This window comes from Halomonas salsilacus (assembly GCF_051216275.1).
Taxonomy (GTDB): Bacteria; Pseudomonadota; Gammaproteobacteria; order Pseudomonadales; family Halomonadaceae; genus Halomonas.
The window spans coordinates 156,027-168,554 of sequence record NZ_JBPKAQ010000009.1 but is presented as its reverse complement, the minus strand read 5'-3'; the positions used below and the strand labels follow the sequence as shown (position 1 = coordinate 168,554).

Here is a 12,528-nt window from a genome sequence, read left to right as displayed (position 1 = left end):
TTTAATACGCACCGTTGGCAGCGGCCAGATAGCTCAGTTGGTAGAGCAGGGGATTGAAAATCCCCGTGTCGGGGGTTCGATTCCCTCTCTGGCCACCACACTGCTGGGGTATAGCCAAGTGGTAAGGCACCGGTTTTTGGTATCGGCATTCCCAGGTTCGAATCCTGGTACCCCAGCCATCGCCAACCTTGATTCTGAAAGACCGTGAACATGGGTTCACGGTCTTTCTCGCTCAGAGGATGCACTCCTCTGTGCTGGTGCAGAGCGTCGCATTGCCGGCATAGCTCAGTTGGTAGAGCAACTGACTTGTAATCAGTAGGTCCCGGGTTCGACTCCTGGTGCCGGCACCATCTCAAGCAGTGCGAAATCAGCGGCTTACGAACGAGTAGCGGAATCCCCGTGCGGGTGTGGTTCTAGCCAGCTTCGTGAAATAGAGACAGATCATCAGCCTCACACTTGTTTCCATCTGGAACCGAGGTGAGGTTATGCGCGTTTTATCCGTTATTTCGACCAAGGGCGGGGTCGGTAAGACCACCGTCACTGCCAATCTGGGTGGCCTGTTGGCCGATGCGGGCCTCAGGGTCCTGTTCATCGACCTGGACAGCCAGCCGACCCTCTCCAGCTACTACCCCCTTCGCACCGAAGCCCCCGGCGGCACCTATGAGCTGATCGCGCTCAGCGACACGGCTCCCGACCGCGTCATATCGCAGACGGCCCATCCCAACCTGGATGTGGTGATTTCCAATGATCATGCCGGCCAGCTCCCTCAGCTGCTGCTCAACGCCCCGGACGGCCGTTTCCGGCTTGCCCAGCTGCTCTCCAACCTGTCGGGCTATGATCTCGTCCTGATCGACACCCAGGGGGCGCGCTCCATCACCCTGGAGATGGCGGTCCTGGCCTCCGACCATGCCCTCTCTCCCATCACCCCCGAGCTGCTCTCCGCCCGTGAGTTCGTGCGCGGCACCGTTGGCCTGCTGCGCGATCTCGAGGCGCTCAGTCAGTTCACCCACCTCTCCGTTCCCCCCGTTTCCGTACTCGTGAATCGCCTGGATGAAACCGCCGATGCGCGGGGCATCCACCAGACGCTGGCGGAGATGTTCGCCGCCGGCGAGCAGGGCGTCACCGTCATGCAGAGCACCATCCGCGCCGGTGTCGCCTTCCGACAGGCGGCCAGCGCCGGGCTGCCGGCTCACCAGTTCGAGCCGCGCAAGCCCGCCGGCCGCAAGTCGCCTGCCGCTGCCGACCAGGTCAAGGCGATGGCCTGTGAGCTCAACCCAGACTGGCAGCCGCTGATCGACGCCATGGTCAGCACCACCGCCATGCAGGGAGGCTGCCACGATGAGTGCCATTGAGAATCTGGTCGAGCTCCGGGTGGCCGAGGAGCGCCCGGAAGCCGGTTATCTGCCTCCCCACAGCCTAGAAGCAGAGCAGTCGGTGCTGGGTGGGCTGCTGCTGGATAACGCCATGTGGGAAGAGGTGGCCGACCGCCTGGCCCCTGCCATGTTCTATCAGCAGGCCCACCGCCTGGTGTTTCAGGCGATCCAGGGGCTGGCCGAGCGAGACCAGCCGATGGATGTGGTGACCGTCTCCGAAGCGCTGGAGGAAGCCCACCAGCTGGAGCAGGTGGGAGGGCTCGCCTTCCTGGCAGAGCTGGCTCGCAACACCCCCAGCGCGGCCAATGTGGCGGCCTATGCCGAGATCGTGAAGGACCGCCATGCGCTGCGGCAGCTGATCCACACCTGCTTCACGCTGAACCAGCAGGCCCTGAACGCTCAGGGCCGCACGGCCGCCGAGCTGATCGAGGAGGCCGAGCAGAAGCTCTTTGCCCTGACAGAGGAACGCCATGAGCGGCTGAGCTCCATGAAGGAGATGCTGGGGGAGGCGATCAACGTCATCGATCAGGCCTTCAATGCCCAGGGCGGGGTGACGGGAATCCCGAGCGGCCTGAGCGAGCTGGATGCCATGACCGCGGGCTGGCAGCCCGGAGATCTCATCATCCTGGCCGGCCGCCCCTCCATGGGCAAGACCGCCATGGGGCTTGGCTTCGCCGAGCATGCCCTGATGGCAGAGGAGGCTACCGGTCCGGTCTTTATCTTCTCCCTGGAGATGCCCGAGTCGCAGCTGATGCTGCGGCTGATCGCCAGCCTGGGCAATGTCTCCCTGCAGAAGCTGCGCACCGGAAAGATGGAAGACGAGGATTGGCCCAAGGTAACCGCCGCGGTCAGTCGACTCACCCAGCTGGACGGGAAGCTCTTGATCGATGATGCCTCGTGCATCACCGCCTCCAGTCTGAAGGCCCGCGCTCGCCGCATGACCCGCCGCTTCGGGCGCCCCTCCATGATCCTGGTGGACTATCTGCAGCTGCTTCAGGAGCCGGGCAGCGAGAACCGCACCCTCGAGGTGGGCAAGGTCAGCCGCATCCTCAAGGAAACCGCCAAGGAGCTGCGCACTCCGGTGATTGCGCTGTCGCAGCTCAACCGCTCCCTGGAGACCCGCCCCAACAAGCGCCCCTGCATGGCCGATCTGCGCGACAGCGGCGCGCTGGAACAGGATGCCGACCTCATCGCCTTCATCTACCGCGACGAGGTGTATCACCCCGACAACGAAGAGAGCCACGGCCTGGCCGAGCTGATCCTGGGCAAGCAGCGCAATGGGCCCACCGGCACCGTGCACCTGGCGTTCCAGGGAGAGTCAGCGCGCTTCAAGCCGTTGGCCTGGCAGCATCAGGAGGTGACCCCATGAGCCAGTATCGCGTGCGCACACCCGAGCCCCGTTCCCGGCTTTCACAGGCGTTGGCTCAGGTCATGAACGAGACTCGCCAGCGTCAGCTTGAGTCTGAGCAGCAGGGGCTCTCATCTCTCGAGCATCTGATCCGCGTGGCTCAGGGCCACAGCGGCCAGTCCCACCACCTGCGTCGTCTACTCCTCGCGCTCTACAACGGCGACAGCTGGCCCTTCGAGATGCAGCGGCTGCGCGGGCTGGATGCGGACCTTCAGGCAGATGCCCTCACGGTGATCCAGATGGCCACCTACAGCGGCCACGAGATCCACACCTTCATCGAAGGCGGTGATGCCTTGCTGAAACGCTTCTGGGAGATCGAGGAGGCCAACGATGAGTAAGTCGCTGTCGGCAGCACGAGGGTGCAAGGGGATGCAGCGCCTGGTGCGCTATGCCGCCACCCGGGGGTGGGAGGTGCAGCGTACCAGCGGCGGGCATCTGAGGTTCAGCAAGCCGGGCTGTGCGCCTGTCTTCACCTCCTTTACCACCAAGGACCGCCGTGCCGAGCTGAATGCACGCTCCCAGCTTCGCCGGGCGGAGTGGCAGCAGAGGGGCCGCCATGAAGAGTGATTCCACTGTCATCAGCACACAGACGCCGCATGGCGGTGCCGCCTCCGCCCGCTTCGTCACCGAGGAATACCGCCGATGAAACGCCCGACCGACCAGCAGCTTCGTGAGCGCCTGATGCAGCCCGGCCCCAAGCGTCAGGGGCAGCCCGTGGATGCCGTGACACCGCCCGACCAGGAGATGGCCGTCTGGGTCACTCTGGACATGCTCAAGCCCTACGAGCACAACCCCCGGCAGGTCCAGAACCCCAAGTACGAGGAGATCAAGGCGTCGATCCGTGCCGCGGGCCTCAAGCACAAGCCCCCGGTCACCCAGCGGCCGGGCGAGAGGCACTACACCATCTGCGACGGTGGCAATACCCGCCTGCAGATCCTGCGCGAGCTCTATGAAGAGACCGGTGAGTCGCGCTTCCATGCCTTCTATGCCCTGTACCGACCCTGGCAGTCGGAAGTGAAGATGCTGACGGGGCACCTCAGCGAGAACGACAACCGCGGCCAGCTGCTCTGGATCGAGCGTGCCAAGGGCGTGGTGGACGCCAAGGCGATGTATGAGGAGGAGAACGGCAACACCCTCTCGCAGCGCGAGCTGATCAAGCGTCTGGCCGAGGACGGCTACCAGGTTGCTCAGAGCCATATCAGCAAGATGCTCTACACCGTCGAGCACCTGCTGCCTACCCTGCCCAACACCCTCTACAGCGGCCTTGGGCGGCCACAGGTCGAGAAGCTGATCAGCTACCGTGAAGCCTGCCGGCTGCTCTGGGAGCGCTGCACCGAGGAGGTCACGCCCGAGCGCTTTGCCGAGGCCTGGCACCAGACCATGGCCTGGTTCGATGACGAGGGCCAGACCGAGATGAACTGGAGCATCGTGGTGGACCGGCTGTGCGGCATGCTGGCGGACCACACCGGCGTGCACTTCAACGTCTGCGAGCTGACCCTCGATAACATCGTCACCTACCGCAAGCGACGCTGGGACCTGGAAGAGCATCAGGCCTTCGAAGCTCTGGACGTGGAGCTGCAGCAGATGCGTGACCCTGACGCCCAGCCGCCCTCGCTCTATCCACCGCTGCCCGAGCCCGCCACGGGCGGTGCGCCGGTGGTGAAGGTGCCCGCTTCGGATCCTGGCCGTGAATCTCAATCTCAGCCTCAATCCGACCCCCAGGCCGAGCAGCTGCCATCGCCTCGGACCCTCAGCAGAGACGCGCCTACCGACGATGAGAGAGCAGAGAGCGCCGAGCTGCTTCGGCTGCGTGAGCAGGTTGCCGCGCTGGAGCGCGAAAAACGGCAGCTGAGCGAGTCACCGTCTCCCTCGGTGCCGTTATTCGGCGAGCCGGCATCGGAGACCGGCCTAGGGCCCATGGCGGCACCCGCAGAGGAGGAGGGTGACTGGCCAGAGGGCGCAGCGCGGACGGAGGACGAGCGGGCTGCCCGCCTTGAAGGGCTGACCCAGTCTTGCTGGGAAGAGAGCCCGGGGAAGCGTGGCTATCGTCACCATCTGGCCAGCGAGCTCGGCGTGCCCAGCTTCGACTTCGAGCAGCTGGCCCCCCTGGCGGCGCCGGTGCTCTCCGGCGAAATCACACCGCCCATTGCCGACATCTGGTTTATCGAAGGCGTCGAGGATGAGCCTCGCTCTCTGCGTATTCGTATCCGCGAACTGGTGCAGGTCATTGCCCGCTGGGGCGGCTTCGGCGGCAGCGACGTGGTGATCGCCGATGACGACGGCATCGGTTTCGACCTCAACCCGCTGCCCGAGGCGGCCGACCGCCGTGCACGCTTCGCCTGGCAGGCGCTGGCCAGCCTGCGTGGCGAACTCAATCCCGAGTACCCCGCCGACGCCACCCTATGGGGAGCGCTGCTGGGCACCCATCGGGAAGAGGGCGCTGAGAGCGCCTGGGACGATGCGGTACTGCTTCGTTTCTTCCGTCTGGTGCGGCTGATTCGCCGCCTTCGTGAACACCTGCAGGGACAACAGGAGGCCCAGTCATGAGCTCTTCATCCGCCAACCTGAATCAGGCACTGCTCAGCCAGGTCATGGGGTTTCTTCGTGAGGGCAATATGCGCCGTGCGCTGGCTCTTGGCTTCAGTGAGGATGAGCTGCGCACCCTGCGGCGGCTGAGAGCGAGCGATATCGACTCACTGGCCTGTGCAGGGCCGGTGGTAGCGCGTTTCTCGGTGGATCACGCCGCACTGCGCGGGGTGCTGGCACGCATCGATCGTGACCAGGATCGCGAGACCCTGATCGATCGCTGCCTGAGGCTGGGGGCCAGCGTCAGCATGATGGGAGCGTTCTTCGGCCTGACCGGCAATGACTGCTCGACCCGTCGCCAGCTGCTGGGCATTGCACCGCGCCAGGGGCGGCTGGCGATGCCGTCGGAGCAGGCAGAGCACGATGCCTGGGAGCGCTGGCAGCATATCGCCTTGGACCCCAAGGCAACCGACGACCTGCAGGGCATGGTTACCCTTGCCGAGGAAACCGACATTCCGCTGGCGGTGGTGTGGCACCTGATCAAGCAGTGGGGGGATCCCGGCCAGCCGCGCTCGGCGCCTCCGGCCGAAGAGTGGATGTCTCCAGAAGGAGAGCGGTGATGGTGCAGCTGCAGGACGACACTCGGAAGGGACTGGATCGCCTGATCGGCCAGGCGGCTTCCGAGATGACCCAGCGCCGGGGTGAGTCCCCGGCGTCCTCCGTTGTGAACGGTGAGGTTGGGCAGTCTGGAGAAGCAGCATCCTCAGGCCTTGATGGCCTGCTGTTTTTCGGGAATCCCCATGAGACCGTGCCGCGGTCGCTGCTGCTGGATACGCGCCTCGGGCACGTCGACAAGCTTGGCTGGCAGATGATGCGCATGCTGGTCAATCCAGACCGAACCACTGCGGTGCCGACCTACGACGAACTGCAGCCCTTGCTGAGGGGGGCGCCAGGCCAGAAGGCATCGCGGGCCACGGTCGCCCGGGTTATCGCTGTGCTTCGTCTGACTCGCTGGGTCAGCCTCGGCCACCGGGCGCGTAACGCGCAGAACGGCCGCATCATTGGCAACGTCTATATCCTGCACGACGAGCCGCTTTCGCCCGCAGAAGCTTCGGTGCTGGATGCCGACTACGTGGAGTGTGTGTGTCGCTGCCTTGATCACCAGAACAAGGTGGTCAAGGCCGTTGCTGCCATGGTGCTCGAGGAGCTCCAGGAGGCCGGGGCCCTGCATGAGCTGCCGACGCGTCTCGATACCATGGCCTCTCGGTCCAGGCAGGCCCAGCGCCGGTCGCCTGCCAGGCATGACGCTGCCCAGTTCTCCCCCGCGACTGAGCAGAAGAACCAGGGCAGGCTGCCGAGTTCTCAGCGAGAACCCGGCCGAGTTAGCCGAGAGAACTCCCCTGGTTTCCAGAGAGAACCAGGTCTGGAATCAAAGGCTTACCGGGCTGTCGAGGCAGTTCTCGATGAAAACCCTGCCAGTTCTTCCCGTACAGTACGTACGTCACACTGTGTAAAACCTACAGGTACCCCAGCCGTGAACCTGCACTGGCCGGCATGTCTCGCGATGGCTGAGAGCGAGCGTCAGGCCACTCAGCTCCTCATGGCGGACCTGGCCGGCGACACCCAGCAGGCGATTCTCGATGAGGCGGCAGGGCGCATGAGCGGTGGCTCGGTGCGAAACCCCAAGGGCTTCCTGCGAGGGCTGATCAAGCGAGCCATCGGCGGCGAGTTCGTGGCGACCGGCTACGCCCAGACTCAGGCGGAGCGCCGGGCGGGGAGGATGCATCAGGGTGCCCCCAACGCGGTAAAACGGCCGGAGGCTCGAAGGGGGCCATCGGCTTCTCCACAGGCATCGGTGCCGTCCGGGACCAAGCCTAGTACCACCTCGCCCGAGGTAGCCCAAGCAGCCCGAGAGCAGTGCCTACGCTCGCTGGGGTTGTGGCCATCGGCCGGGAAAAAACCACTCAGCGGCCATTAACGATTCCCCTGTCTTCCCCACATCAACTGATTGACAGTGCCTGCCATACCGCGGACACACATCAGTATGAGGGCAACGCGACATGGCCGTTGATCGCCTGGGAGCACTGCGCAGCAAGATCGAGCTGACGCTACATACCCATCACGCAGCACGGATCTGGAAGGGGCGAGGCGTCGAGACAGGACGCCCACAGATTATCGGCATGCGGCAGTTTCTGCTGATCTGCGGTGCGATCAAGCAGAACGCCGCCAAGGATGACCCCTACGCGGATCACTGGCTGCTGCAGCTGGATGCCAAGCTCGCCGAAACGCGAGCTCAGCTGGACCAGCGCCTCCAGGAGCTAGATAGCCTGATGGCTCAGCTGCCGCCAGAGCTGGATGTGGAAGAGAACCTCAACCAGCAGCCCCTCAAGATTCCCGTCTATACCGGCGGCCAGCATGGATGGCTCGCCCTGCGCCTGCTGATCGACTTCGACCGCTTCGTCCGGCGCGTGATGCTTGCCCACCACATTGCCCTGATTGGCCGTCGGCAGATGGAGGAGTACGTCCGGGTTGGCGGACACCTCCTGCGTAGCCTGTGCGCGAGCACCCAGAAGTACCCGGGCTTCAGCGGTGCCACCCGGGATGACTTCGCCGCCAACAATGCCAAGGCCCGAGACGCCATCGAGAAGTTCGGTGCGCTGCCCGACGACGTGCTCTCCGGCAAGCGGCGCAGCGAGTTTTCACCGCCGATTGCCAAGCCGGCTGAGGCCGGGAGGGCCAGCAGCGAAGGCGAGCCGAAAAGTGCCCCATCGCCTTCCGCGGAAGAGTAGCGGTGTGGCTTCCCGGGGTGATGACCAGTGGCATCACTTGGGCCGATGGTGCCGAGAGAGGCCTCTGGGGTGATTCCACTGGAATCACTTGGGCAGTGGTGCCGAGGAGGCCTCCGGGGTGATTCCACTGTAATCACCTGAGCGGCGGTGTCGGAGAGGGCTCTGAGGGTGATGCCAGTGGCATCACTTGGGTGGCGGTACCGAGGAGGTCTTCGGGGTGATGCCAGTGGCATCACTTGGGTGGCGGTGCTGGAGGGGGCCTCTGGGGTGATTCCACTGGAATCACTTGGGCGGTGGTGCCGGGGGGGGGCTTCGGGGTGATTCCACTGGAATCACAGCAAGAGCGTGAGGAAGCAGTGTGGATACCGCACCGAACAGCTATGGCAATGACGCATTCAACAGCTACGCAAAGGGTTTTTTAAAACCCTTTAAGGGTAAGGGGGAGCTGATTCGGCTCCGTGACGAGCTGGAAGAGTCGGCAAGAGCGGCGCGGCAAGAGGCGATCGATATAGCCTCGCAGGCGAATGGTGGATTGCTGAAGTCGACTGATCTTTGGCTGACCCCATGGGGGAAGTCAGGCATCCCTGCCAGAACCCTGCAGTGGCGCGATAACAGGCAGAGAAGCATGGGGCTTTGGCTGCTGGAAGCGTTCCTGTCTCGTGATGACATATCTGAGGCGATGCGGCAGTCCGTCATTGACCTGGAGGTGCAACGCTGCGTGTTCAATGCCAAGGCGGCCACGATTAACTGGTCGATCAAGCGAATCGGCAAGGCGCTGGCCGATATCGAGCATGCCGTCTCATTTCAGTGATAACGACCAAGGAGGATACCCATGGGCACACGCTTCTACGGTGAGGGGAATATCGGCAGCGATCCGGAGGTTCGGACATTCCCCGTGCGTGAGAACCAGCCGCCCCGCACGCTGCTCAGGCTAAACGTGCGATTCGATAACCTGGTCCCCAAGGACGGGGAGATCGTGGATCGTGGTGGCTTCTGGGCCGATGTGGAGTGGTGGCACCGTGATGCCGAGCGCTGGTCCCGACTGTACCAGCGGGGCATGCGGATTGTGGTAGTGGGCAAGATGGTTCAGGACACCTGGGAGCAGAACGGCGAGACGCGCACGGCGTTCAAGGTGCAGGCAGACCGGGTGGCTATCTTGCCTCACCGGGTGGCTCAGGTAATCATGGATGCCCCTCATAGCCATCAGCAGCCGGCTGAGCAAGACAACAGCGGCGCAGAGGCCAGCCAGGAAGGCTACGGGGACTAGCCGCTGAGTGATCATGGATGAACCAAGGAGAAGAGCGATGAAGGGAGCCAGGGGAGTTCTGTGTTGGGTGAGCCTGGGGGCTGCTGTGACGTTGGCAGCGGGCTGTTCGACACAGGACCATCTCTACTCTCAAGGGCGCTGCCTGACCTGCATCAATAACCCGGTAACCGGGGAGCCGATCAACTACGATCCCGAACAGCAGCCTGCTATTAAAGCAGGGGCTGTCGTGGCCAGTCAGGATCAGAGGGCATCTACAGGGCATCGTTACGGGCGGTTCGGAATTAACTCTCCCCTGGACGTGGATACGGCCTATGCTCGGGTGCGTTCCGAGTTTGGATTCCGCTCCGAGGCGGACTTTAACCCGAACAGTAACTCTGACCAGTGGGCGATGATGGACAGTGCCTGGCACTTCGATGCCACGCCCGGCGCCTTCTATCAGATGAGTGACTATGCCAGGCAGACCGTCAACGGTGCCGAGCACTCCCTGGTGCTGAAGGCGCAGATCCAGCGCGACGGCAGCGGCTCGCACATCAATGTCGAGTACCTGCCGACGACCAGTGCCGGGTACGATGGAGATGCCATGGGTGAGGCGCTTGAGGAGCGTTTCCGCATGGCGCTCCGTTAGCGCAGACAGGAGGGCATTCGGTGACATCGCCAGCACTGAGAAAAGAGCGGATCGGCATCGCCCATGCGGCGCAGCTGCTGGGCGTTCGTGTGACCGAGCTCAAGGATGCCCTTCGGCACGGCCGCGCCCTTCGCGGCCATGCGCCACCCCAGCCCATTGTCAGAGGTGCCGGCTCGTCCGGCACCCAGATGCTGTTCCTTCTGGGCGACGTGATGGACGTCGCCGAGCTGATGGCCAGCTCTTAAAGGCGGCGGTGCAAAGCCGTTTCGCTGTCGTTCCCATTCTTTCTTCGCTCCCTCCCACTGCCTTGCCATGCTGCCCTCCACGCTTATGAGGGAGGTGTGTCAATGCGTCTATTCCTGTGCGAGAAGCCTTCGCAGGCCCGAGATATTGCCCGGGTGATTGGCGCCGGCCAGCGCAGCGAGGGCTTCCTGAAGGGCGAGGGGTGTGTCGTGACCTGGGGTTTCGGGCACCTGCTCGAGCAGGCCCCGCCGGAGCAGTACGACCCGGCGCTCAAGCGCTGGTCCCTGGAGGCGCTGCCGATTCTGCCTTCGACCTGGAAGATGGAGATCAAGAAGAGCGGCCGCAAGCAGTTCGGGGTGGTGAAGAAGCTGCTGGGCCAGGCATCCGAGGTGGTGGTGGCTACCGACGCCGACCGGGAAGGGGAAACCATCGCCCGCGAAATCTTGGATTACTGCGGCTATCGGGGGAGGGTCACCCGCCTGTGGCTCTCGGCCCTGGACGATGCCTCGATCCGCAAGGCGCTGGCCGGCATCCAGCCCGGCGAGGCGACCTACCCGCTTTACCTGGCTGGGCTTGGGCGTAGCCGGGCCGACTGGCTGGTCGGGATGAACCTGACCCGGGCCTACACGGTGCTGGCCCAGCGACAGGGCCATCAGGGGGTGCTCTCGGTGGGGCGTGTGCAGACCCCTGCGCTGCGACTGGTTGTGGATCGCGACCGGGCGATTGCCAACTTCGTCCCCCAGCCCTTCTGGGAAGTCGTGGCGTATCTGCAGGTGTCGGGCGGCACCTTTCAGGCGAAGTGGCGGCCGGGTGATGCCTCGATCCAGGATGCCGCTGGGCGCTGTATCAGCGAGGAAGCCGCCCGATCATTGGCTCAGCGAGTCACCGGGCAGCAGGGGCGTGTCAGCCACCTCGAGACGAGCCGCAAGAAGGAGGCGGCGCCTCTGGTGATGGATCTGTCATCGCTGCAGCAGGAGGCCTCGCGCCGCTTTGGCTACGGTGCCCAGCAGGTACTGGACATCGCCCAGGCGCTCTATGAAGCCCACAAGGCGACCAGCTACCCGCGAACCGACTGCCGGTATCTGCCGGAGTCCCAGCGCGAGGATGCCGAGCGCATCGTGACGATGCTGCTGCACTCGGATGAGGCGCTGTCGCCGCTTCGCCAGCGTATGGACACGAGCCGCAAAAGCCGAGTATGGAACGACAGCAAGATCACCGCACACCACGGCATCATCCCGACGGCGGCCTGCGATCTGTCCAAGCTGAGCGATGCCGAGCGCAACGTCTACGACCTGATTCGTCGCCACTATCTGGCCCAGTTTCTGCCGGCTCATGAGTATGATCGTACCGAGCTACGAGTGGACCTGGAGGGCGAAGCGTTCGTGGCCTCAGGGCGGCAGGTGCGTGTGGAGGGGTGGCACGTGCTCTTTCCCCGGGCGGCGGCCGGAGAGGGCGACGAGGAGGAACGGGAAGCGCCTCCGCTGCCGTCGCTGAGCGAGGGGGAGTCCTACCAAGCTCGGGAGCTTGAGGTGCTGGCCAAGCAGACGACACCGCCCAAGCCCTTCACCGAGGGCACCCTGATTGCCGCCATGAAGCACGCTGCCCGGTTCGTGACAGACGAGCGCCTGAAGGCTCGCCTCAAGGAGACGGCCGGGATCGGTACCGAAGCAACGCGGGCCGGCATCATCGAGACACTGCTGAAACGGGACTTTATCAAGAGGCAGAAGCGCGCACTGATCTCGACGCCTACCGGCCAGCAGCTGATCGATGCGCTTCCTTCTGTCATCACCAATCCTGGCATGACGGCGCTCTGGGAGCAGGCGCTAGATGACGTCGCGGCAGGGCATCTGGCGCTGCAGGACTTTATGGCACGTCAGGCCGGCATGGTGGAGAAGCTGGTGCATCATGCGCGGGATTCCAGGGTGACGATGCCTCAGCAAGAGGGCAAGGCGTGCCCGGAGTGTCAGGCGCCTATGCGCAAGCGCCAGGGCCAGTACGGTGCCTTCTGGGGTTGCTCGCGCTATCCGGATTGTCGAGGCATTCTGCGTAATAAGGCTTGCCGGAAAGTTGGCGGCTTCATGAGTTGAATGATTGCTATCGCGCTATTTTATGGATTCCATTAAGAAAAAAGTCTTATTAGCTTTACGCTAATTCACCCTGCCCTCCAATTCTAGCCTGGCAAGAATCATAGGTTATATATATATACGAAAAAGGTCGTGCCTCCCCCGGTGATCAATGAAACAGCTGCCTTCGTCTGTTGTTTGGGCCAGGCGGTTGACGTGGGTCAATGTACTGTC

At 63.8% G+C, this 12,528-nt stretch carries 13 protein-coding genes and 3 tRNA genes; all 16 read left to right on the top strand.

Annotated elements, in window-relative coordinates:
• The first annotated feature begins 22 nt into the window (after nt 1-22).
• Nucleotides 23-98: transfer RNA gene (locus tag ACR80S_RS13830), tRNA-Phe, on the top strand.
• Nucleotides 99-104: 6 nt separating this feature from the next.
• A tRNA-Gln gene (locus ACR80S_RS13825) sits at nt 105-179 on the top strand.
• Nucleotides 180-274: 95 nt separating this feature from the next.
• Nucleotides 275-350: transfer RNA gene (locus tag ACR80S_RS13820), tRNA-Thr, on the top strand.
• A 135-nt stretch (nt 351-485) separates the two neighbouring features.
• Nucleotides 486-1,352: a ParA family protein gene (locus tag ACR80S_RS13815; protein WP_435403552.1), complete on the top strand. Its 867-nt coding sequence runs from the start codon at nt 486-488 to the stop codon at nt 1,350-1,352.
• Entirely contained in the window at nt 1,339-2,742 is a 1,404-nt protein-coding gene (dnaB, locus tag ACR80S_RS13810; protein ID WP_435403551.1) for a replicative DNA helicase, read from the top strand. Before ACR80S_RS13815 ends, dnaB begins: the two co-directional genes overlap by 14 nt.
• A complete protein-coding gene (locus ACR80S_RS13805) occupies nt 2,739-3,119 on the top strand; it encodes a DUF7673 family protein (RefSeq protein WP_435403550.1) in 381 nt (126 codons plus the stop codon). The genes dnaB and ACR80S_RS13805 overlap by 4 nt, the downstream gene beginning before the upstream one ends.
• Nucleotides 3,112-3,348, top strand: a complete 237-nt coding sequence (locus ACR80S_RS13800) for a type II toxin-antitoxin system HicA family toxin (protein WP_435403549.1) — start codon at nt 3,112-3,114, stop codon at nt 3,346-3,348. Before ACR80S_RS13805 ends, ACR80S_RS13800 begins: the two co-directional genes overlap by 8 nt.
• Before the next feature lie 75 nt (nt 3,349-3,423).
• Nucleotides 3,424-5,328, top strand: a complete 1,905-nt coding sequence (locus ACR80S_RS13795; protein ID WP_435403548.1) for a ParB family protein — start codon at nt 3,424-3,426, stop codon at nt 5,326-5,328.
• The gene (locus ACR80S_RS13790; RefSeq protein WP_373190512.1) at nt 5,325-5,927 is read left to right on the top strand and encodes a DUF2857 domain-containing protein; all 603 of its coding nucleotides are present in this window, start codon (nt 5,325-5,327) and stop codon (nt 5,925-5,927) included. The genes ACR80S_RS13795 and ACR80S_RS13790 overlap by 4 nt, the downstream gene beginning before the upstream one ends.
• Nucleotides 5,927-7,285 carry an STY4528 family pathogenicity island replication protein gene (locus ACR80S_RS13785; protein ID WP_435403547.1) on the top strand — a complete coding sequence of 453 codons (1,359 nt, stop codon included), beginning with the start codon at nt 5,927-5,929 and terminating at the stop codon, nt 7,283-7,285. Before ACR80S_RS13790 ends, ACR80S_RS13785 begins: the two co-directional genes overlap by 1 nt.
• An 82-nt stretch (nt 7,286-7,367) precedes the next feature.
• Entirely contained in the window at nt 7,368-8,096 is a 729-nt protein-coding gene (locus tag ACR80S_RS13780) for a PFL_4669 family integrating conjugative element protein (RefSeq protein ID WP_435403546.1), read from the top strand.
• Nucleotides 8,097-8,454: 358 nt separating this feature from the next.
• Nucleotides 8,455-8,907 carry a DUF3158 family protein gene (locus ACR80S_RS13775; protein ID WP_435403545.1) on the top strand — a complete coding sequence of 151 codons (453 nt, stop codon included), beginning with the start codon at nt 8,455-8,457 and terminating at the stop codon, nt 8,905-8,907.
• 21 nt (nt 8,908-8,928) lie between these two features.
• Nucleotides 8,929-9,363 carry a single-stranded DNA-binding protein gene (locus tag ACR80S_RS13770; RefSeq protein ID WP_435403544.1) on the top strand — a complete coding sequence of 145 codons (435 nt, stop codon included), beginning with the start codon at nt 8,929-8,931 and terminating at the stop codon, nt 9,361-9,363.
• 37 nt (nt 9,364-9,400) lie between these two features.
• Nucleotides 9,401-9,988 (top strand): hypothetical protein, encoded by a 588-nt coding sequence (locus tag ACR80S_RS13765; protein WP_435403543.1) that lies wholly within the window; start codon nt 9,401-9,403, stop codon nt 9,986-9,988.
• A gap of 20 nt (nt 9,989-10,008) precedes the next feature.
• Nucleotides 10,009-10,233, top strand: coding sequence for a hypothetical protein (locus tag ACR80S_RS13760; RefSeq protein ID WP_435403542.1), 225 nt, complete (start codon nt 10,009-10,011; stop codon nt 10,231-10,233).
• Nucleotides 10,234-10,335: 102 nt separating this feature from the next.
• A complete protein-coding gene (locus ACR80S_RS13755; RefSeq protein WP_435403541.1) occupies nt 10,336-12,318 on the top strand; it encodes a DNA topoisomerase III in 1,983 nt (660 codons plus the stop codon).
• The last annotated feature ends 210 nt before the right edge of the window (nt 12,319-12,528 follow it).